16 protein-coding genes are annotated in these 21,605 nt (G+C 55.0%); 9 read left to right on the forward strand and 7 right to left on the reverse strand.

Annotation, left to right across the window (positions count from 1 at the left end; all coding sequences use genetic code 11):
- Positions 1–127 precede the first annotated feature (127 nt).
- Positions 128–1,366 carry a DUF1559 domain-containing protein gene (locus Poly59_RS11555; protein ID WP_146534481.1) on the reverse strand — a complete coding sequence of 413 codons (1,239 nt, stop codon included), beginning with the start codon at positions 1,364–1,366 and terminating at the stop codon, positions 128–130.
- 90 nt (positions 1,367–1,456) lie between these two features.
- On the opposite strand from Poly59_RS11555, the gene Poly59_RS29935 reads away from it, so the two are divergent.
- Positions 1,457–1,675: a hypothetical protein gene (locus Poly59_RS29935; RefSeq protein ID WP_222436081.1), complete on the forward strand. Its 219-nt coding sequence runs from the start codon at positions 1,457–1,459 to the stop codon at positions 1,673–1,675.
- Between the two features lie 12 nt (positions 1,676–1,687).
- Here the strand turns inward: Poly59_RS29935 and Poly59_RS11560 are convergent, their stop codons facing one another.
- Both Poly59_RS11560 and Poly59_RS11565 read right to left on the reverse strand, forming a co-directional pair.
- Positions 1,688–1,879, reverse strand: a complete 192-nt coding sequence (locus tag Poly59_RS11560; protein ID WP_146534172.1) for a hypothetical protein — start codon at positions 1,877–1,879, stop codon at positions 1,688–1,690.
- A 148-nt stretch (positions 1,880–2,027) separates the two neighbouring features.
- Positions 2,028–3,461, reverse strand: coding sequence for a multiheme c-type cytochrome (locus Poly59_RS11565; protein ID WP_146534173.1), 1,434 nt, complete (start codon positions 3,459–3,461; stop codon positions 2,028–2,030).
- 286 nt (positions 3,462–3,747) lie between these two features.
- Here Poly59_RS11565 and mdh point away from each other — a divergent pair, with 286 nt between their 5' ends.
- The 6 genes from mdh to Poly59_RS11595 all read left to right on the forward strand — a co-directional run bounded on the left by mdh (position 3,748) and on the right by Poly59_RS11595 (position 9,282).
- Positions 3,748–4,695, forward strand: coding sequence for a malate dehydrogenase (mdh, locus tag Poly59_RS11570; RefSeq protein WP_146534174.1), 948 nt, complete (start codon positions 3,748–3,750; stop codon positions 4,693–4,695).
- Positions 4,696–4,907: 212 nt separating this feature from the next.
- Positions 4,908–5,756, forward strand: a complete 849-nt coding sequence (locus tag Poly59_RS11575; protein ID WP_146534175.1) for an alpha/beta hydrolase — start codon at positions 4,908–4,910, stop codon at positions 5,754–5,756.
- Between the two features lie 148 nt (positions 5,757–5,904).
- Positions 5,905–6,378: a response regulator transcription factor gene (locus Poly59_RS11580; protein ID WP_146534176.1), complete on the forward strand. Its 474-nt coding sequence runs from the start codon at positions 5,905–5,907 to the stop codon at positions 6,376–6,378.
- A gap of 4 nt (positions 6,379–6,382) precedes the next feature.
- Positions 6,383–6,835 carry a DUF423 domain-containing protein gene (locus Poly59_RS11585; protein WP_146534177.1) on the forward strand — a complete coding sequence of 151 codons (453 nt, stop codon included), beginning with the start codon at positions 6,383–6,385 and terminating at the stop codon, positions 6,833–6,835.
- Between the two features lie 108 nt (positions 6,836–6,943).
- The gene (locus Poly59_RS11590; RefSeq protein WP_146534178.1) at positions 6,944–7,957 is read left to right on the forward strand and encodes an aspartate carbamoyltransferase catalytic subunit; all 1,014 of its coding nucleotides are present in this window, start codon (positions 6,944–6,946) and stop codon (positions 7,955–7,957) included.
- A gap of 5 nt (positions 7,958–7,962) precedes the next feature.
- Complete coding sequence (locus tag Poly59_RS11595) at positions 7,963–9,282, forward strand: dihydroorotase (RefSeq protein WP_146534179.1); 1,320 nt, start codon at positions 7,963–7,965, stop codon at positions 9,280–9,282.
- 34 nt (positions 9,283–9,316) lie between these two features.
- Here Poly59_RS11595 and Poly59_RS11600 read toward each other — a convergent pair whose 3' ends face one another.
- From Poly59_RS11600 to Poly59_RS11615, 4 genes are all read right to left on the reverse strand, one after another.
- The gene (locus Poly59_RS11600; RefSeq protein WP_146534180.1) at positions 9,317–10,360 is read right to left on the reverse strand and encodes a methyltransferase; all 1,044 of its coding nucleotides are present in this window, start codon (positions 10,358–10,360) and stop codon (positions 9,317–9,319) included.
- Positions 10,361–10,394: 34 nt separating this feature from the next.
- Positions 10,395–12,236, reverse strand: a complete 1,842-nt coding sequence (locus tag Poly59_RS11605; RefSeq protein WP_186776185.1) for a CRTAC1 family protein — start codon at positions 12,234–12,236, stop codon at positions 10,395–10,397.
- Positions 12,237–12,362: 126 nt separating this feature from the next.
- Positions 12,363–15,137 carry a tetratricopeptide repeat protein gene (locus Poly59_RS11610; RefSeq protein ID WP_146534182.1) on the reverse strand — a complete coding sequence of 925 codons (2,775 nt, stop codon included), beginning with the start codon at positions 15,135–15,137 and terminating at the stop codon, positions 12,363–12,365.
- A 107-nt stretch (positions 15,138–15,244) separates the two neighbouring features.
- Positions 15,245–18,988, reverse strand: a complete 3,744-nt coding sequence (locus Poly59_RS11615; RefSeq protein ID WP_146534183.1) for an FG-GAP repeat domain-containing protein — start codon at positions 18,986–18,988, stop codon at positions 15,245–15,247.
- 57 nt (positions 18,989–19,045) lie between these two features.
- Between Poly59_RS11615 and Poly59_RS11620 the strand changes: the two genes are divergently transcribed.
- Together Poly59_RS11620 and Poly59_RS11625 are read left to right on the forward strand one after the other, a co-directional pair.
- Positions 19,046–19,900: a fumarylacetoacetate hydrolase family protein gene (locus Poly59_RS11620; RefSeq protein ID WP_146534184.1), complete on the forward strand. Its 855-nt coding sequence runs from the start codon at positions 19,046–19,048 to the stop codon at positions 19,898–19,900.
- A gap of 98 nt (positions 19,901–19,998) precedes the next feature.
- The gene (locus Poly59_RS11625; RefSeq protein ID WP_146534185.1) at positions 19,999–21,594 is read left to right on the forward strand and encodes an aldehyde dehydrogenase (NADP(+)); all 1,596 of its coding nucleotides are present in this window, start codon (positions 19,999–20,001) and stop codon (positions 21,592–21,594) included.
- Positions 21,595–21,605: the final 11 nt, after the last annotated feature.

Consider the following 21,605-nt stretch of genomic DNA (forward strand, 5'->3'; position numbering starts at 1 on the left):
TTGAACTAGCAGTAGCGAAACACGCGAACCGAATGTCTCGCGAATTACTACAAGCACAAAAAAATCCCCGCCATCATTTCTGATGGCGGGGACAATTCGAATCGTTCAAGCTTGCTCGCTTAAAGACTTAGAGCTCGATCTCGATCACTTCAGACATGTCACGAGTACCAAGAGCACCCCAAACGCCATAAGGACTTTCGGCACCCTGAGCATTAACGGCACCGTCACGTTCGACGCTTGGTGCGGTCGAATCACCAGCTTCGATGCTGTCGGTGATGAACTTGACCGCACCGTCACCCATCAACACGTGGCAACCACCTTGGTGGCGACTTGCTGAGGTGTAGATACCGCGAGTGTTGTCACCGCCATCGGCACAGCTAGGCTTACCAGGTGGGAAAATCGTATTCATCCCGCTGTAGTTAGCCCGTCCATCTGCCCAACGAGTTGCCCGCGGCACGATATTAGTGGAACGCGTGTAGAAATTAGGTCGCAAGGGATCGATCCCAACAACTCCAGCCGACGCCGCCACTTCCAAACAGATGCCTGGATCTCGGACGATCGCATCACCACCACCAGGCATGTCTCGACGAATGTCGGCAATGAGCTCTTTCTTACCACCCGAGGCGACAATTTCGCCTGCGGCGATCGTATTCGACAAGCCGTCTAGGACACTCGCAAACGTGGTCTTGTGACGAGCCCAAAACATACCGCGGTTAGCGGCACGAGCACGAGTTGCAACCCAAGTTTGGTTGATCCCATTCGTATTGTTGTTGTCGTTATCGATGTTACCCCAATCGTTCTTGCCGCCATTGTTCACGAACTGGACGCCATCACCAAAACAGAAGCCGTAGTTCGTGAAAGCGGTACCGATTCCAGGAGTTTGCGTTGGATCGCTAGGGCAACGAAAACCAGGAACCGATGTAGCCCAAGGTCGGTACTGGGTGACCCACGCACATGGTCCCATGGCGGGCCAAGTGTTGTTCGTCACACCGCCGGGCAAGGTTGTTCCAGGAGTTAAGTCCTGGCTAGGGTTCGCGATTTGCTCCCAAAGCGCTTGCTGCTCGATGAAAGGCAACAAACCAACCAACCCGCTGGTATACAAGCGGCTTGAGTTGTATGTCACGTTGGCAATTTCAGTACGGCTGGTGCCCATCATGGTCTGCGGCAACTGTTTGTACGCACTGTGATAATTGTGGATCGACAGACCAATTTGCTTGAAATTGTTACTGCACGACATACGACGTGCTGCTTCGCGTGCAGCTTGGACGGCGGGCAATAACAGCCCGACCAGAACACCAATGATTGCGATTACGACGAGCAATTCCACCAACGTGAATGCTTGCCGAGAGGAAGTGCGATTTCGCATCATCCAGACTCCTAAATAGAGAAATAGAATCCGACCATCAAGAGAGGCCGATCAAACAAGAGAGTGTGCAAGGGGGTTCCCCTACCTGAGATGTTCTATCAACCTGACCGACCGGAGTCAAATTTAAGTGCAGGCTTGACACCGCCAGAAGATGCGGCGGAAACAATCACACCACTAGCAAACATGTCGCAAAACGGCAAAGAAACTCAATTGACAGAGACTTCTTGCTGGCACGGTGTAAAAAGCCACGCAAAAAGCCTCGAACATTTGATGCCCGAGGCTCTATTTGATTTTTTTAAGAAAGTTTGATTTCGCGTCAAACTATCTCTGTGTCTCGCCATTCAGCTCCGAATCAGCGTCCATTTCTGCATTGTAGGCTTCCATCTCAGCTGCCAGCTCTTCTGGGGTTTTTTCTGGTTGATCGATGACACCACCAGCGTCGCCGCCACACCCGATGGTCATTGCGAAACAAAGGCCAGCAAAAACAAGCTTCATCCAGGTCGTCTTCATCATCAGTCTCTCAAATAAGGTAGTTTCATGAGAGGGTTGTGCCTCCCGGTGAGCCAACACTTTTATCGATCGACACTATTGGTGCAAGTCGATCAGATCGTCGTTGCCTTCACCAAGTTTCGGGGTCATGCACGGTTGTCAGACGCGGAGGTCACTGAATTGGCGATATCTGACGGATGAACTCGGCCGCCGCTTCTAGATCGATTCGAACGTGATGGTCGCGGAGCGGCGGAAAAATCATTTCGCCGCCGCGATCCATTTTCAAATGATCGCCAGCTTTGCTTGGCATGTGGCAGTCCACACAATTATCGGCGATCTGCTGAGGCGAAACTTTCGACGCGATCGAAGCGTGTACGGTTTCGTCGAGATCATTGTGACACTTCGAACACCTTTGTGAAAACAGTGTTTTGTTGCCTCGTTCGAACTGATGGGGATCATGGCAATCGGCACAGGTCATCTCTGATTCGGTGAAGCACTTGCTGATCGACAAACGCGCCAATTGGTTGCTGGTATGGACATGGTTTTTCGAATCCCCGGCGGCGGGCGAGTAATGATCGCTGGTAAGGTCGCCCGGACGAAATTGATACGCGCCTTCTAGCAAGTTCCGAGTCCCCGAATGGCACTGGGCACAGATTTCGAGCTCACGATCGCGAGGCAAGTCACTCGGAACGATCAAGTGCTTTCCTCCCTTTACATTCGGGTTCTGCTCGTGATATTCGATGTGTTGGCGACCAGGGCCATGGCACCGTTCACAGGACACGCCATAGACAATCGACCCAGGTGTGAAGTGGTTCGGATCGGATCGAAAATCAGCATACGTGGTGTGGCAATCCATGCACACCGCACCGATCGGGCGCGCGTAGGCAGCATCGCCATCAATGAATCCGGGACTATTGATCCAACCGTCGATTTCCGTCAAGTACGTAACGTTCATTTGAAACAACTGATCGTCGTTCCAGTAAAGACACGTTTGCGCCATCTTCGACGACCCAAAAATGATGTCGAAGGGGACTTCAAACTTCCAATCAAAAAACGACACTCGTTGGTAAAACCGATCGCCGCGTTTGAGCATGGTGAAATTGACGTCATAGTTCGACGTCTGCATCACGTTCTCTGGCGGCGTGAACGGGCCGTTTAATGTTTCGGCGGTCGCCGGACTGCTCGTTCGGTGGTGCGCGGTTTGCGAAAAAGTCTTGAATGTTTCTGGATGACATTTTCCGCAGGCGACAGCACCGACGAAGCCAGGGTTTTCATGAATCGGCGGAACCGATTTTGGCGGTTTTGGTATCGTCCCGGGCGCAAACGGTACTTCCACGCCAACGTCTTGGCCGTTTTTACCGACGAACCAAAACCCCGAAGGATCGCGATGGTTGATCAACCCGGCGGGAACCGGTTGTCCCTTTCCAGCCTCAGCCAGTGCGTCGAAGTTCGCCGTCGCGATCTCGGACTCCGTGGGCCGACTCCGCTTTAGTTTTCGCAGTCGGGCAACGTCGCTAGCCGAGTCATCAACGCGCGATTCCGCGTATAGGAACCACCCAATGACGCAAATCGTCAACGCGACGATCAACAGGTGTTTTTTTCGCACGAGCACTGTCTGCAGATAAGTAGAGAGAGAAAGCCAAAAATAAAAACCGAATGACAAATCGTCGCTTGGGAAGCCTTACACCCTGTGCCAGAAAGAGCTTCAATCGCATCACAATTCGCCGTTCATTGTACCCGGTTGCCCGCGATAAAATCATCCGAGTCACGCGAACCGCCCGGAAACGCGAACAACGCCAACTCGTCCACTTGACCCAGCGGGGGCAACGGGCACCATATCGACTTGTGATCTGCAATCAACCGAACCGCGAATCCTATTGAAGGCTTTTGGCATGCGACGAGCAAAAATTACAATCATCGGCGCCGGAAACGTCGGCGCGACCTGTGCCCATTGGTGCGCTGCTGCAGAATTGGGCGACATCGTCCTATTGGACATCCCGCGCACGGAAGACATGCCGCGAGGGAAAGCGTTGGACCTGATGCAGGCTTCGCCGATCATGGGATACGATTCCAACATTGTCGGGACGACCAGCTATGACGACTCTGCCAACAGCGACGTAATCGTGGTGACCGCAGGGATTCCACGGAAACCGGGCATGAGTCGCGATGACTTGTTGGCGACAAACGCCAAAATTGTCACCGATGTAGCCGAAAACATCAAAGCGACCAGCCCCGACGCAGTCGTGATCGTGGTCAGCAACCCTCTGGACGCGATGGTCCAGCAAATGTTCAAAATTACTGGCTTTGATCCAGCCAAGGTCTGCGGCCAAGCCGGCGTTCTGGACACGGCGCGTTACCGAACATTCCTGGCTATGGAATTAGGCGTCAGCGTCGAAGACATCAGCGCTCTGTTGATGGGTGGCCACGGCGACACGATGGTACCGATCCCAAGTTGCACCAGCGTGGGCGGCATTCCGGTCACCCAGTTGATCGAATCGGCGCGACTGGACGAAATCGTCGACCGTACTCGCAAGGGCGGCGCAGAGATCGTAGCACTTTTGAAGACAGGATCGGCCTACTACGCTCCCGCCGCAGCATGTGCCCAGATGGTCGAAGCGGTTGTCCGCGACAAGAAACGAGTGATCCCAGTCGCCGCCTACTGTGACAAAGAGTACGGCGTTGGCGGCTATTACGTCGGTGTTCCCGTTGTGATGGGCAGCGGCGGTGTCGAAAAAGTAATCGAATTGGATTTGACGGACAAAGAAACCGCCGATTTCAAGAACAGCGTTCAGGCCGTCAAGGACTTGGTCGCCACAATGGACGGGTTGTTGTCCGCTTAATCGCGGGATCCCCACCGACGAAGCAGTAGTCAAGGTCGCGACGTGTGTATCGATTCACCCGTCGCGACTTTCCGAAAGCTAACAGACTTTGTCCTCATCGACGTTGACACCAATCACCGCCGAACCTTACTTTTGGCGGCGATGTGGGAATCGATCGTCACAACGATCCGCTGCAAACGTCCTTCGCCATCCTCCAAAACAAATGCAGGGCCATGAGTCGTTTTGAAAAGCCGATGTCATGGAAATTTTCCGGATCCCAATTGCCGGGTTCCGCCTCCCAAGAACCGGGCGCAGGCAACTCCCATGACGGTCGTGACCACGCCGAATCGGGGAATTCGAAACAGTCTCGTTTGGCCAGCGGGCAATGGGAACAAGTACGTTCAAAACGCACTTTCTTTTTACCGGTGCATTACTCCCCAGGCTACAGCTATCCCCTGATCGTTTGGCTGCACTGTGACGGGTTCAACGAGAACCAGATCGAGCAGGTGATGCCGCATATCAGCTTGCGAAATTACGTGGGCGTGGGTGTCCGAGGAAACCGAGCGGCTGATTCCAGTGGCCACCGATTTGATTGGCACGACAGTCGTGCGGCAATTGGCATTGCACACGACAACGTGATCGACGCCGCCGAAGAGGCAGCCGATCGCTATTCCGTTCATTCGAGCCGTATCGTGCTGGCGGGCTTTGGCACAGGCGGAACGATGGCGATGAGGATCGCGATGCGAGACCCCAGTCGCATTGCGGGTGCAATTTCAGTCGGCGGCCGAATGCCGCAAGGAGCGATTCGAAACTTGTCGCAGCTGCGAGCTCGCCGAATGCCAATGCTTTGGCAATGGGCACGTGAAAACAAGAACTACACTGACGAAGGGCTGAAAGTCGATTGCCAGGCGGCGATGGCGATTGGATCAAAAGTTGAGATTCGTCAGTATCCCGGCGACGATGAGATGGATACTGTCCTGTTGGCGGACCTGGATCGATGGGTGATGCAAGAGATTGTTTCCGTCCCAAGCGACTCATCGGATCGATGGTCGACGAAGCCAACGGCGTATTCGAACAATTAGCACGACGATGATGGACAAACGTAGCCTAAGCTTCGGTTGTTCCTATTCAATTTGGCGCGGTGCCGGGCTACGCTTTTCGTCGCTTCGGCTACACTGAATGCATCCGCCCGCCTTCCCACCTGGCCCAGTCCACTGATCGTGAAACCTCATGAATTCCGGTGACCCTGCCCCCCACCCGTCCGACGACAACGAACCCGCCAACGTCGACGCTGCGATACCAGCTGCGTCTGGCGCAATAAATCCGGCTGCAGTGCCGAGCGGGAAAAAGATTCTGGTTGTCGACGACGATTTTGAAATCATTGAATCGGTTCGCTACGCGCTCGAGGGTGCTGGCTATCAAGTTGTTATCGCTCGCGATGGTAACCAGGCCTTGGCGCTGGCCGAGCGAGAGAACCCAGATCTGATGGTTTTGGACATGATGATGCCGAAACGTAGCGGTTTCCTGGTTCTGGAAAAACTTCGTCGCCTCCGTGACGTGCCACTTCCTGTAATTATGATTACGGGGAACGAGGGGAGCCGGCACAAGGCGTATGCAGAATTGCTCGGTGTCAGTGATTACATTCGAAAGCCATTTGCGATGGATCGTTTGATCGAAGCCGTCGGCAAGTTGTTGGACACCTAAAAAGATGCTCGAAGACTCAGCTTCGCAAAGAATCCTGATTTATGGCGCGATCCTCGGCGCGACCGGCGTAGCCTTTGGCGCCATTGGTGCTCATTTTTTGCCTGAGTATCTTGCCAACCAAGGGATGCAGCCCGATCTAGTCGAGAAGCGCACTGGCCAGTTCGACATCGGAGCTCGATATCAACTGGTCCACGCCGTCGTCCTGGTGGCCCTGGCCGGCCTGCCGGTTGGCCCCAGCGTTATTCGCCGCTGGATTGGTCGTTTGTTCGTGGTCGGCACGGTCATCTTCAGCGGATCGCTGTACGCGATTGCCATTACCAACATCAGCAAATTTGGCCTGATCACCCCGCTCGGTGGGTTAACCTGGATCTCGGCTTGGTGCGGCTTGATTTGGATTGCAAGAGAAGGCAGACGCAAAGAGAAACGTTTCCACCAAATTCGCGGCAGGATGCCTTAGGCGAAAACGTGATGGGGCCTACTCGCCGGTGGACGCATCAATCGCTAACGTGTCACACCGTAGCGAACTGTTCGTGATCCGAACTTGATGGAAACCGGTGGTGTAACCATGGCTGAAACCGACCAGGCCGAATTGACGTTCCCATCGACGTGGACGCGTCGACACCTGTTGGATTTGGAAAGCCTTTCCGCGGAAGAAATCACAACGATTCTTCAGGTTGCCCAGCAGCTTAAGGACATGACGGGCGGCTGCCGAAACAAATTGACGCTGCTAAGCGGGAAGACCTGCGCAAACTTATTCTTTGAAAACAGCACGCGCACACGAAACAGTTTCTCGCTAGCGGCTAAGCGATTGGGCGCCGACACCGTTGAATTTAGCGCCAGCGGCAGCAGCGTTACCAAAGGCGAAACGTTCGTCGACACGGCCAAGACCATCGAAGCGATGGGTGTGGACTGGGTCGTCACTCGCCACTCGGTCCCCGGCACGCCGCACTTGCTGGCCCGCGAACTCGGCTGCAGCGTGATCAACGCTGGCGATGGACCGCACGATCATCCGACCCAAGGCTTGCTGGACATCCTGACGCTCCTGCAACACCGTGGTTCGGTCGCTGGCTTGACGGTTGCACTGGTGGGCGACATCGCACACAGCCGCACCGCACGAGCGAACATCTGGGGACTCAGCAAGCTGGGTGCCCACGTGATCGTGTGCGGGCCACCGACGCTGGTCAGTCCTCGGTGGCGCGAGCTTGGATTCGAAGTCGCTCATTCACTCGACGAGATCCTCCCCCGCTGCGATGTCCTGAACTTGCTGCGCATTCAATTCGAACGTCAATCGGCACGGCCATTTCCAAGCGTTCACGAATACGCAGCGCTGTACGCGATGAACGCTGCTCGGATGCGGCGTGCCAAAGACAATATCCTGATCATGGCACCGGGGCCAATCAACCGTGGGGTTGAGATCACCCCCGAAGTTGCCGACGGTCCACACAGTGTCATTTTGGAACAAGTCACCAACGGCATCGCCGTTCGCATGGCCGCGTTGTGGTTGACCGCCGGCGCTCAAGCCAGCAGCGAACCATTTAGCAGTACAAACGCCAATTGCGCAAGTCACTCTCCGGTTTAGTCTCTATGATTCCTGCTGCCCCATCGTTTCTGATCACTGGCGGTCGCCTGGTTGACCCATCCCAGAATCTTGACCGTGTTGCCCGGTTGCTAGTAATCGATGGCCAAGTTGAAGCCATCGATCCTGCTGATGGCGAAATCCCTAGCAACATCGAACACATCGATGCGTCCGGAAAAATTGTGGCGCCGGGGCTTGTTGATCTTGGCGTCGAACTTCGCGAACCTGGATTCGAAGAGGACGAAACAATCGCCTCGGGCAGCGATGCGGCGCTGGCTGGCGGGTTCACTTCGATTCTGGCCTGCAGCAGCACGTCACCCTGCATTGACTCGCACGGTGCCGTCGAATTTGTGCGGCAAAAAGCCGTCCAAGCCGATGGGGTTCGAGTCCACGTGATTGGCTGTCTGAGCAAGAACCGTGACGCTCAGCAAATGGCCGAACTTGGATTGCTACACGAAGCCGGCGCTGTCGCCTACAGCGATTCGCCGCGGCCGATGCCCAACGATGCACTGCTGAAGCGAGCACTCGAATACGCACAAATGTTCGATTTGCCCATCATCAATCGGCCCAACGTGATGACGTTGTCCGAAGGCGGCATCATGCACGACGGGCAAGTCGCTCTCGTGCTTGGGCTGAAAGGCTTGCCGACGGAAGCCGAAGACTTGGCCGTCGCTCGCGATGTGCGAATCGCCGAGGCGACCAACGGGCGACTGCACATTGGCCCGGTGAGCACGATGGGTGCGGTCGACTTGATCTCGCGAGTCAAAGAGCGTGGCATCAACATCACCGCATCGGTTTGCCCGCATAACCTTTGTCTCGACGACACCCACTTGCGATCATTCGATGCACGGTTCAAAGTCCATCCGCCGCTCCGCAGCCCACGGCATATCGAAACGCTGCGAAACGCAGTTGCCGATGGAACCATCGACGCGATCCAAAGCGGCCACATGCCACGTGCTCGCGAAAAAAAGATGGACGACCTGTTCGAATCTCCGTTCGGTTTGGCGTCGCTCGAAACGACATTGTCGACGGTGGCAACGTTTATGTTGGGCATCAACGGCTTTGATTGGCTTGCCATCATCGATCGACTATCTACCGCCCCGGCTCGAATTGCCGGCATCGCAGGCGGTACGCTGGCGGTTGGTTCGCCAGCCGATATCACCATCATCGACCCCGACGACAAATGGACCGTCGACGGTCACCAATTCAAGTCGCACTGCATCAGCACGCCGCTGGATAACATTGAACTGACCAGCCGTGTCACGCACACGTTTGTCGGCGGACGACTACGCTTCTCCCTGCGTCCTGAACTTAGCCACCTGGCATAAGCGCGAGGCACAACGGGTTCCGATCAAAAGCGATCTAGCGTTTTATCGCGGTCATGAAGCCGCGGTCGGCGATCGTGTCTTGGTACTGCCCGACGTCGAACCCCAGGGGTTCCAATAAGTCTCGATACTCTTTGGCCGAATAGCATTTGCCCTGTGTGATGTTGGCCAACAATGCTGAATACTCGGCAACCGGCAACGGCCCCGTTTTGTCGTCATTGATGAACGCTTCGTGAATGATCAACAGTCCGCCACTCGACAACGTCGCAGCGGTCTTCTGAAGCAACTGGGTGACTTCGGGAAACCCCCAGTCATGCAGCACGTTCGACAGCAACACCATGTCGACGTTACTTGGCCAAGTGTCAGTGAACATATCGCCGCTAACAACATCAACGCGGTTCTCTAGCTCGTGACGGGCGATCTCTTGCCGAACAATTTTGTCGACCGGCGGTTGCTCCAGCACGGTTGCTTTCACTTGATCTAGAGCCGCCACAATCGTCGCCGAATAGATGCCCGATCCACCACCCACGTCCAGAAGATGCTTGCGACTGCCGACCAACGGAGCCAGCGACTTGGCGAGTGCTTGGCCGAACGAAAGCCCACGGCAGTTCATCATGTCGGTAAAGCTGCGCGCAAACTCGGGCTTCAGCATCGATGCGTGCCAATCGCTGCCGTCGTTTTTCGCTTGCCAATTGGCTGGCTTGCCGCTGCGGAGCACCTTCAGATGGTCCTTTAAGATAGGCGAGTCGGCAATCGGCTTGTAATACGGTCCCAAAAACCAAGGCGACGATGCCACCAAGTGCTCACGCCCCATCGCGGTCAGGACGTGGCAATCGTTTGCATCGGTTTCAATCAAATCCATCGCCCGGCACAGCGTCAGCAGCACATCACCTGGCCGATCAGCAATACCAAAATTTCCAAGCAGTGTCTTCGTATCGACACCTGGATTCGATGCCAACCAACTGAACAGATCAAATTCTAAAATCGCCGCACCGATCAAATCCGCTGCGTATTGGCGATCGCGATATCGCAATAATAGAGTTGGCGACGTGCTTGGTGATTGTGCCAGCGGATGAGTCATTCTTTTACTTTCAAGTCACTGCGATATCGAACGCTTACTGCTTCAATTCAACCAATGCATCTACGCCGTCGATAGGGTACGTCTTCGTTTCACCACCCGGCCAAGTCACGGTCAGAGCGTCGACCTGTTCAGAGGTGCCGAGGCCAAAGCTTGCCGTCTTTTCAGATTGACTCAAATAGCTTCGCGTTGGCATGATCGTCCGCGACAGTACAGCGTCGCCCGTCTTGATCTGAATGATTGCACCGATCGCATCCCGGTTACAGTCCGAACCTATCAGACGCACTCGTAACCAATGGTGACCGGTCGCTTGATCATTGCGAAACACCTTGGGTGCCGAATGACTGGTTGAGATCACGACATCCAAATCACCATCTTCATCAAAATCGCCATACGCGGTTCCCCGTCCAACGATCGGATCGCAGAAAGATTCCCCGGTGCAGTCAGCTTCGACAAGCGCGAGTTCACTTTGCGATTCGCGTCCCGCATTCCAAAACAGTTGCGGCGGTTGCTCGTATCGCTGGGTCGCTTGCGTCTTGGAAATCTCTTCTTCCAAGTGACCATTCGCGCCCATCACATCAAGACGCCCATCCAAATCGACGTCAAAGAAAAACAACCCAAAAGTCAAACCTTGACGCGTCGGAGGCCCAAAACCGGTGAACATAGCCGCATCGATGAACTGCTTACGATTCGAGTCACCCGAACGTGCCATGTAAAGTGCGCTTGCTTCGTTAGCAAAGTTACCAATCCCAATCGCCAGAGTACCGTCGTCGCGAAACATTGCCGTATCGATTCCCATCGCGCCGCGAGCACTTCCGGTGCTGCGATCGTAGGCGATCCCCGTCAAGCGACCAACTTCGGTGAACGTTCCATTTTTGTTGTTTTGAAACATAAAGTTGCGAACGGTATCGTTGGCGACCACGATATCCATCCACCCGTCTTCGTTGAAATCGACAGGTGCCAAACCCATCGCTTTGCCCAACGGCACGTCCGTGTCGTCATTGCGAATTTGAATGCCGGCCGTTTCCGAAGCGTCGCTAAACTTGCCGTCGCCATCGTTGTGGTACAGGTAAGAGAACGAACCTGAAAACGCTTTTGGCGGCCCATATGCACGACTTTGTCCATCCAAGGTGAACTCTTGGCTCAAATCGATCTCTTTGTTCCAAGTCACGTAATTACATACAAACAAGTCCAGCAATCCGTCGTTGTCATAGTCAAAAAATCCACAACTCGTGCTCCAAGCTTCATCCGATCCGGCCGTTTCCGAATCGTCAGAAATGTCCGTGTAGACTCCATCGTCGTTTCGCAGCATGCGGTTCTTCCCGACCGCCGAAATGAAAAGGTCGCTATCACCGTCGTTGTCGATATCACCAACTGCGACTCCCATTCCATAAAGAGTTTCTTCGGTGCCCGTTTCCTTGGTGACATCGGTGAATTGAAACTTGCCATCGCCGCGGTACAACCGGCATGGCGTGGGTTGATTCTGATGCGATTCGTCCCACGGCCAGAACGACGAGTTCACGAAAAACAAGTCGCTGTGCCCATCACCGTTGTAATCCAACACGGCCACACCGCTGCCCATCGTTTCGGGCAACAGTTTTTCTCCGTAGCGACCCGATTGGTGAACAAAGTCGATACCACATTTGGTCGTCACATCCGACATCGACAACTTGGGAATCGTTTGCTCGACCGCCTCACGCACCTCAGGCAGCGTGACTTCAATTTCGGTCGATTCTTGCGTCACCTTCTTCAAATTCAGGTAGACCAACACCCCGATCACCGGCACCCCCATCAACATGATCACAATCAATGAAGTTCGAAGCGCGCTGGCGATCACAGCATCGTTTTGGACATCTTCATCGGATTCGTGATCGGTCATCAATCAAAAGCTAATAGGAGTAATGAAATCCGGAGGAAACTTTGCAGTTCGGCAGGGAAGGACGCGACGCGTAAATAAAGATGCTCAAGAGTTGAGCATCAACCATCATTGTGGCGACAGGCTTTCCTATCGCTGAAGATCATAGATTACCAACGCTTCGGCGGCATGATTGGCGGCTGGATATCGGCGGCGTGCCTTCGGAATTGCGACTTCGGCCGCGTTATCATCGGGCTTGTACTTTGCATGAAGGGTCCGATGATGATCCGCTCGCTCATTGTCACCACTCCATGAATAAACTTCAGCCAGGTTAACGTGCGCCGTCACGTTTTCGGCATCGACAGCGAGAACCGCCAAGAACGTTTCTCGAGCTTCGCTGAGCAAATTCTTGAAGTCATCGTCGTTGCCCATGACTTCGGCTCGCTGAGCCAAGTCGATCAACGTCAGTCCAAGTTCGTTTCGAACATCGTAGTCCAGCGAAAAATCAAATCCTCGCTCTGGCACTTTGGTCTGCAGCACCGCTCGGAACGAATCGGCGGCGGCTTCCAAGTTGCCCTGTTGCCGGTTCACCATGCCACTAAGCCAACTGTGCGTCCAGGTTGGTGGCGGCGGATCCATTGCGGCAGCACGACCGAGTGAATCGGTCGCGCCGTCGAGGTCTCCTTCGGCAAATTGCACACGAGCCAAGTTCAGCGGCCCGTCGAAACGCCCGAGTTCTTCGACCATGGCAAATGCCTCGGCAGCCTGCCGAAGCTCTGCCTTGCCTTTCAGCAATAACCCGATTCCATAATCATTCCATCGTTGCCATAACGGAATCGGCTCGTTGACCGGTTCCGTTTCGGCGACCTTGTTAGCGGCCCCAGCGATGTTTAGCACCACTTTGTCGCTTGCAATTTCGATGATCGGCAGATCATTCGGATCGCCAGGTTGGCCCAAGTCCAAGGGGTCGCGAACAGGGTCGCGATCAGCGCGAACGTAATCGAGATACTCGGTGTCAAATTTGCGATACAACAGCCGAGCGGTGATTTGAATCGGTGATTTGGATTGGTCGGGGATCGTCAATTGGTAGTGCAGCGACTGGCCCGCACCCGGTGGAATTTGGTGACTATAAAGCGGTGTGAAGATATTCTGCACGTTACGCCGATTTAGTCGCACGCCTTCGGGATCAAGCATGAACGTGTTGACGAAGTGTGACCAAGGATCGACCACCTCGCGGTCGTCGCGTCCACCGCTCTTTCCGATGACCTCACCGTCTTGTGTCGCAATCAGCTCGACCCAAATTTGGTTGCTATCGGTGGTTCCTTGCGTGAAGTGATGCCCCAGTTTCATCGTTCGCAGCACCGTTTCGATCAGATAACTTTCGCCCGACTGGACCGTTTGCGAATCGCCTAGCGGTGCAATCAATTCACCGTCGATCGCCCCCGTTTTTCGCAGTCCAAACAAATCAACCCGAAGCGTGCCTTTCAAATACTCGCGATGAGCTTCGACCGCTTTCGAATCGCCAAACCAATGCGCTAGCGCCGTATTGGCGCTTGGAAAGAAGTGATCGTGAACGCCCAGCGTGCCAAGCTTTTCCATGTACTTTGCTCCAACCTGATTGCTGGCCATTGCCGGCATGTGGCACTCGTTGCAGTTGGCTTCGGCTTTGGGGGGATAGTAAAAACTTCGTGCACCATGACCTGAAACGCCGGACAGCAAATAGCTGTCGTAGTGGTTTTGCCCACGCAGAAATTCTTTGTATGCCGTCACTTCGCCAGGCAAGCTAACCTTGTGGCAGGTACTGCAGAACTCGGCGGTCTTGTGAAACGGTTTTAACATTTCATGTTTGTGAAATGCCGGCTTCGCTTTGACCATCAATGAATTGAGTTCTTGCAATAGCGAATTGTCGCTGTAGGCAAATGGGTAGTGCTTGGGTTCATCGATCGTGTAGTCCGCGTTGCCGAGCGCGCTGTCGACCGACTGGATCGCGTGACAGACAGTGCAGGTGATTCCCGCGTGCGCGGTTGGATTGGCGACGTCGTCGTAGTTCGGGTCGTCGAACTCACCCGAGAAAAATGGCACCGGATCGTGACAGCCTGCACACCAACGCGACGCCTGAACCGTACCGGCGCGTTCAGAGGCGACTTTCCGTGTCTCGCGAACCGACGCTCGGTAGGCTGGATTATTGAAACTACTTAGTCTGTGCGCACTGTGAATGAAGGTCTTGTTGATATCGCTGTGACATCGCAAACAGTATTCGTCGTTCATCAACGTTTTCGAACTGATGAATTTTCCGGACGAGGTCCGTGCCAACGAAGGCTCAAAGTACTCGTCACCGTTGATAGGCGCTCGGTCTTCACTGATACGAGGATCGGAGGCCTGGAAGGCCACCATTGCGGCAACGAAAATCCCAATCGCCAAACCGACGCGTCGCCCCACCTCCCATTTGATTCGTGGGCCGACGAGACGATGCAGCCAATACAGCCAAATCACTGCTAGTGGTGCAATCAGGTGCATCCAGTAGACGACGTTTCTTGAAGCAGGATTTACGATCGCAAACGAACCCAAACGCATCAGTGCCAGACCGCTGACCAGGATTAAGATTGCAACGGCAAACAACGCGTATCCAATTTTGACAGCACGGCGATTGCGACGGTCTTTGCTGCGCCACATGTGGACCAGCCCGAAACCGACTGCGGGCACAATCAACAGCAATCCCAGTCCCAGATGCAGCAGAAACATCAATTGGTAGAAGTGCGTTTCGAGCACTCGTCCCGTCGCCACCTGCAGCCACGTGATCGAGGTCAGGTACAGACCGTTTGCAAACAAAATTCCAAACAACGTCAGCACGACATAGAGCACCAGGCGCAACCGAGGAGTGACGGGTCGTTTGGGCGTTTTTTTTGCGGTGTTTAAGTCAGTCATTGTCCAGTGAAATGCAATCAGTCGGTCGAGGCCAGAATCCAGCAATACGTTACGAACGGCATTCCGGTTTCATCGTCCGCCGCCCCAATTTAGTTCTTTCACATTGTCTACGGTTGGATCGGACGATGCCAGAACTTTCGGAATGACTGTTCACGTTGCAAATGATCGCGGTTGAGTTCGTCTCGCTTTCGCGATTGATCCGATTCAGCGGCCGGCGGTGGGTAGGTCGACATGGACCGATACGGCAACGGTCCGGTTTTTTGGCCAGCCAACGTGTTCAAATCGGCGTCTTTATCCCAGCCGACATTGTGCATCACAAAATCACGCACCCACCCGGTTGGCGGCGGCTTTTTCGGGGCTGCGAACGACAAGCGAACTTCATCGCCCGCGCCGATCACCACCATCTTGTCATCCCACCGGCCCAGCAGCTCCAGGCAATCACCGGACCGCGTCAACTTTCCGGTCAGCGGCGGCCAGCGAGGGACCGTGGCCGCGTCCTGGTAGTCGTAAGTTTCGGGTGCCAACCGGCCTGGCTTGGATCGGCGGGAAAAACCGTGAAAGCCGACCGATGCCGCCAGCAATGACATCGGTGACGTCGTAAACTCAGCAGGCTGTACTTGCGTCGCGATCTCGGCAGCATCCCAGTAAATCTGGGCCGACGTTCGCACCCTTACACGGACATCTTCACGGTCCACCGCGTCAGTCACATCGATCACGATTGTTTTTGTTTTCCCACCTGGAAAACCAGCAAACGGAATCGCCTGGCGCCAGCCCGATTCTTTCTTCGAATCGGGAACCCAGACCGACGGAAACTCGATCGGCGACAGACTGTCGTTCTGATCAATCTGAATGTTCAGCGATGTGTCGGTCGGCAAAATCCAGCCCGTCATCACCAAGTAAACCGACCCCTGTTTTGGCAAAGTCTCGAAAGTCAAATCGACCCAGTGCGGCGGACATAGCCCTTGTCGCAAGCGTTGATCGAAACCCTGCATGAAGTCGCCGTCCACACGCATCATCTCGCCAGTCACATCGCGGCCATTCGTGTCGATCGCCAACGTGGGTTGTCGTCGTTGCTGTTTGTCGAAGGCAAAGATGGTCGGTGTTGCAATATCGGCCGGGCCGACCTTTTCATTCGTCCAAATATCAACGTCCGAAGGGTGATCAACAGCGGTGATCGCAACTTCGTCAAAGTAGGCAACCTCCCACAATTCCTCGGTCAGCCGGAACTCGTACCGATCATCCCGAGGACGGATATGGGTTCCGTCAATTTTCAAGTATTCCCAAGGCCGATCCTTTGCGACAATTCCGTCGGCAACTTGCAACCCAAGCGGTGCCGCCCACAAACAATCCGTCACAAAGCGAAATTTGCTTCCGTCCCAGGCGTACAGATACGGGCACGAACCTTTTAAAGTTTGTTCCTCTTCGACCAAAGTGTCGGCCTTGATGTCGCGAATCGTCTGCGTCAAACCGTTTGGCAGAATCGCTCGAATCGTTGCACCGTCGTCAAATCCGTCGATGCCAAAGTGAGTCGACGGTGACGTGACAATTCGGGCACGATAGTGAGGCCCGAATCGCATCTCCAGCACGCTGCCGATCGCAAAGTGATTGACACGTCCGCTGGCGTTATCGTCGATGCCCTTGAATCGAGCGTTGACGAAGTGACCAGACGCCGCTGTCTGGTTAATCGCGATCGACAGTTTGCCCTGATCGATGATGGGGAAATCCTGCAATCCATCCGCGTTGAAATCCGCAGCGTTCCCGCGAAACCCAGGCACTGCACTTCCTTGCCGCTGGTCGAATCCCCATGGTCCAATGGTTGAAATACCAGCGTCAGTGATGAGATCCAGCCAAGAGTCATTGTCAAAATCCGCCAGCAATGCCGGTGCGGCTACAGTCTTCGTGCTCTCGGTTCGCTCGACCGTCCACGCACCTGCAGCGGCAGTCTGCGAGTACACGATCGTCGATCCGGAATCAGCACTGACGATCAGATCCCACGAAACATTTCCATCAACGTCTTCGATCGCAATCTGCGAAGCACCAGGGACCGCTTTGATTTCGTCAAGAAAACGGCCGCGGAATTGCAGGTGGAGCAAGTTTTCCAGCATCCCGACTTTGCCGCTGGCGTGAGTCGTCACGAGATCAAGGTCCAAGTCGCGGTCCAAGTCACCGGCAGCAATGCAGGTAACCGGGTCGGACTTGCCGAACGAAGCTTCAACGCGATCCAGTTCAAAAAAGGTTCGGTTGCCACGATTGACAAACATCCGCACTCCATCCGTCTTGGTCGCAAAAACTAGGTCCAAGTCACCATCGGCTTCGAGGTCACCGGCAACAGCGAACGTGACACCAGTAACACTTTCAAGTCCGGTTTCTTCGTCGACAAGGATGAATCGCTTGTCGTCGCCGGTGGCTTCCCGTCCATCGATACACGCCAATGTCACACCTTCGTCGCCGTACATCACCAAGCATGGCAGCGTGTCGTGCCGGCCTGCGACGGACGCGCCGCCCGACCGAATTCGGCTTGGGCTGCTGCTATCAACCACGAACAGATCGGCCACCACGATTCCCGCTGGCGTCAGCGGTAGCTTTGCAGATCCTGCCGATACAAATTTGGCGTCACCGTCATTTCGATACGCGTGCATGATCGATTGGTCATCGACCGTGACGATGTCGGAATCCAGATCAACGTCAAAATCGATCGACGTTACAAGACGAGATTTCTCAGATGCATTAACTTGTACACTTTCGAAAACCAGCGGTGACTTGCCTCGCTCGATCTGTGACTTTTGGGAAATCAAGGACGACAAGCGACGCAGGGACTCAAATGACAATCGATCAAGCGGGTGGGGCAGCGCCAAGCGACGATCGGTCTTAACAATTTCTGTTCCGTTGAGCACGTTGAACCACTGCGACATCCGTGTTTCGGCGGTCGGCCACTCGCCGGCTCCGATCGCATCGACGATGCTGGTGACAAGCTCGGCGGGCGTCATGCCGATCGCTCTAGTTTCGCGGCCAACCAGTGGGGCGATCGCCCGAGCCAGTTCGCCGGTGCGTTTGACCAACTCGGTTGCGTTCGCATTTTTGATGTCGATATTCAATCGAGCGGCACGAAGGGCAAAGTACAGATTATCGGGGTGCGAATCCGACAAAACTTTCACGGTCTCGGCAGCTGACTTCATCGTGGCGGCTGGCAGACCGTCAATCGGATCTTCCATTTGGCCAAGAACTTCGATTAGCGATCCGCCCAAGATCCGCGCCGAAGGCAGTTTGCCAAGCTCACCCCGCAATGTTTCGGACAAACGCTCGAAAATTTCGCGGCGCAGCGACTTTGTCATCGATCCCGGCAACAGCGATGCCTCTTGCAAGTCAATTCGTGCCTTCATCCAGACTGGCAGCACCTTGTCGTCCGATTCGGTCGCATATTGCTCGATTGCCAATCGTGTGGCTGCGATTGCGTCGGGCAACTGAGCCCGTGCTGCTTGCTTGGCTGCGGCTTCGAGGGAAGAATTGGATGCCTGTCCGGCAAGTTCGTCGACGTTCAAAATCCGATTCAGAGCCCGATTTTGCAGCATAAACTTGTCGCCGGGGGATTGCTGGTACAACGATTCCCAGGACTTGTCTGCCGATTTAGCTTCCAAGTTCTCGGTCGCCGCAAGCGCCCTTCGGGTCAAATCCAGTTGCTCAGCGGCCTGCCTTTCTTCGCTATCATCAACGTCGGCGACATTGCCAAGGTTGTCAGGACGCGACGACCAAAGGATGATTCCGGCGACGACAACGGCGATTACGGCAAGCGCGATGACGATCTTGCCCGTTCCGCCGGAACGTTTTGCGTCGCGAGATTCGTTTTTGACCATTTATCCCTCCGGTAGCCAATCTGTTTGGCCCGATCAGTTTTCGATATTCTTTAAGCTATGAACGTAACAAAATTTGTCGACGAATCTGGCGCCCCACGAGTTGGGCTGGTTCAGGGTGATTTAATATATCCGCTCGTTCTTGGCGAGCGATATCGGACGCTTGCGGACTTGTTGGCGGCAGAGTCGCCAACGAAGGCGATTGCAGCCCTGACCAAAGAGGATCCCCTCACGATTGACCACCAAACGAAGTGGTTGCCGCCGATTGATCACCAGGAAGTCTGGGCAGCTGGCGTGACCTACAAACGCAGCCAAACCGCTCGGATGGAAGAATCCGAAGCTGCCGCGTCTTGCTATGACCGTGTCTATCAAGCCGATCGGCCCGAACTGTTCTTCAAGGCGACGCCGCACCGCGTGTCGGGACACAACGGACCGCTACGAATTCGCATCGATGCGAAATGGAACGTGCCCGAACCTGAGGTCACGCTGGTTTTGTCGCCGCAACTAAAAATCGTCGGTTTGACGATCGGCAATGACATGAGCTCGCGAGACATCGAGGGCGACAATCCGCTGTATCTACCACAGGCAAAGTGCTACGACCAGTGCGCGGGACTCGGCCCTTGGATCACGCTATATGATTCATTGCCGCCTGTGGCGGAGATCACGATTGATCTAAAAATCATCCGTGACGGCAGCGTCGTCTTCGAAGGCCAATCCGGTGCTGACCAAATGGCTCGCAAGTTCGACGACTTGGTCGGGTGGCTGGGCCGTGACAATAGCTTTCCCGATGGTGCGTTCCTGATGACAGGCACGGGGATTGTTCCCAGCAACGAGTTCACTCTCGCCCCGGGCGATGTCGTTGACATTTCGATTGCAGGCGTTGGCACTTTGTCCAACACGGTCGTTCAAGGTTAAGCACGCCGCCAACCGCTGGTCATTCCGACATTTCACACATGCTCTCTTGCCTGCCAGAGAGCAACTCCGTTTTCAATACCCAAATACCACAACCAACCATGCCCACCTCGACCGCAACCGTTCGTCCTGTCTTGATCGCCGGCCAATGGCGTGACGCCAATTTTTCCGACACCTATCAAGCCACAGACCCGAACAAAAACGAACGCCTAGCTGCCGAATTCCCCGTCAGTTCTTGGCAAGACTGTGACGAAGCTCTAAACGCCGCCGTTGACGCAGCACGCCAGCTTCGCAAGTTGCCGTCGGCCAAGATCGCTGAGTTCATGGAACGTTATGCGGATCGAATTGACGCTGCCAAAGACTCTCTCGTCGAATCGGCGTTTGCTGAAACCGGACTCGGCAAGTCACCTCGTCTTGCCGACGTTGAATTGCCACGCACCAGCAACCAGCTTCGCGCCGCCGCAAAAGCTTGCCGAACCGGAAACTGGGCAATGGCGACCATCGATACCGCGGCCGGCATTCGCAGTGTCTTTGAACCGCTCGGTCCCGTCTGCGTGTTCGGACCAAACAATTTCCCGTTCGCGTTCAACAGCGTTTCGGGTGGCGACTTTGCTGCCGCGATCGCTGCCGGCAACCCCGTGATTGCCAAAGCGAACAGCTCGCATCCTGAAACGACCCGGTTATTAGCCGAACAGGCCGCCGAAGCCTTGACCGAAACGGGACTGCCGGCGGCGACGGTTCAATTGATCTATCGCACCAGCCACGCGGATGGTGAACGGCTAGTTTCCGATGCTCGCACCGGAGCAACCGGATACACGGGCAGCCGTGGTGCCGGATTGGCTCTCAAGGCCGCCGCCGACAAAGCCGGCAAGCCGATCTACTTGGAACTTTCCAGCGTCAATCCGGTTGCGATCACTCCGGCCGCCCTAGCCGAACGTGGCGACGAAATCGTTGGCGAATTCATCACCAGTGTCTTAATGGGGACAGGCCAGTTCTGCACCAACCCCGGCATGGTGATGCTGGTCAAAGGCGAAGCCACAGATAAGTTCATTGCATCGGTTACCGACAAGTTCAAGTCATCGCCTGCGGGCACGCTGCTATCGCCAGCCGTCGCCAAGAGTTTGTCGTCCAGCATCAAAAAGCTATGTGACTTCGGCGCGGAACTACTGACTGGTGGTGGCGAACCAGAATCCGGCCGATGTGCCTACGCCAACACGTTGCTCAAAACAACCGCATCCGAGTTTCTAAGCAATCCCGAAGGCTTTCAAACCGAAGCATTCGGAAACGCGTCGTTGTTGGTGGTGGCCGACAGCGTTGAACAACTTTGTGCAGCGATCGGTCATCTCGAAGGCAACTTGACGGGCTGCCTGTACACGGCCAAAGACGGCAGCGACGAGGACGCTGCATCGGCGATCAGCTTCGAGCTGACGCCCAAAGTTGGCCGCTTGCTGAACGACAAAATGCCAACGGGTGTTGCGGTCTCGGCCGCGATGAACCACGGCGGACCGTATCCTGCGACGGGACATCCGGGCTTCACGGCCGTTGGTGTTCCTGGATCACTGGTTCGATTTGGCAAGCTGACCAGCTTCGACAACGTTCGCCCGAACCGGTTGCCCGCGATCTTGCAAGACAAAAACCCGACCGGCGAAACTTGGCGTCTGGTTGACGGAAAGTGGACGACTGCAGAAGTCGCGTAGCGATTGACGCG

It is taken from the genome of Rubripirellula reticaptiva, assembly GCF_007860175.1.
Lineage (GTDB): Bacteria > Planctomycetota > Planctomycetia > Pirellulales > Pirellulaceae > Rubripirellula > Rubripirellula reticaptiva.

Coding starts and splice junctions, on each gene's coding strand:
- Poly59_RS11555 (WP_146534481.1), bottom strand. CDS start 1,366: ATGCGAAATCGCACTTCCTCTCGGCAAGCATTCACGTTGGTGGAATTG.
- Poly59_RS29935 (WP_222436081.1), top strand. CDS start 1,457: ATGTTCTATCAACCTGACCGACCGGAGTCAAATTTAAGTGCAGGCTTG.
- Poly59_RS11560 (WP_146534172.1), bottom strand. CDS start 1,879: ATGATGAAGACGACCTGGATGAAGCTTGTTTTTGCTGGCCTTTGTTTC.
- mdh (WP_146534174.1), top strand. CDS start 3,748: ATGCGACGAGCAAAAATTACAATCATCGGCGCCGGAAACGTCGGCGCG.
- Poly59_RS11575 (WP_146534175.1), top strand. CDS start 4,908: ATGAGTCGTTTTGAAAAGCCGATGTCATGGAAATTTTCCGGATCCCAA.
- Poly59_RS11580 (WP_146534176.1), top strand. CDS start 5,905: ATGAATTCCGGTGACCCTGCCCCCCACCCGTCCGACGACAACGAACCC.
- Poly59_RS11585 (WP_146534177.1), top strand. CDS start 6,383: ATGCTCGAAGACTCAGCTTCGCAAAGAATCCTGATTTATGGCGCGATC.
- Poly59_RS11590 (WP_146534178.1), top strand. CDS start 6,944: ATGGCTGAAACCGACCAGGCCGAATTGACGTTCCCATCGACGTGGACG.
- Poly59_RS11595 (WP_146534179.1), top strand. CDS start 7,963: ATGATTCCTGCTGCCCCATCGTTTCTGATCACTGGCGGTCGCCTGGTT.
- Poly59_RS11600 (WP_146534180.1), bottom strand. CDS start 10,360: ATGACTCATCCGCTGGCACAATCACCAAGCACGTCGCCAACTCTATTA.
- Poly59_RS11605 (WP_186776185.1), bottom strand. CDS start 12,236: ATGACCGATCACGAATCCGATGAAGATGTCCAAAACGATGCTGTGATC.
- Poly59_RS11610 (WP_146534182.1), bottom strand. CDS start 15,137: ATGACTGACTTAAACACCGCAAAAAAAACGCCCAAACGACCCGTCACT.
- Poly59_RS11615 (WP_146534183.1), bottom strand. CDS start 18,988: ATGGTCAAAAACGAATCTCGCGACGCAAAACGTTCCGGCGGAACGGGC.
- Poly59_RS11620 (WP_146534184.1), top strand. CDS start 19,046: ATGAACGTAACAAAATTTGTCGACGAATCTGGCGCCCCACGAGTTGGG.
- Poly59_RS11625 (WP_146534185.1), top strand. CDS start 19,999: ATGCCCACCTCGACCGCAACCGTTCGTCCTGTCTTGATCGCCGGCCAA.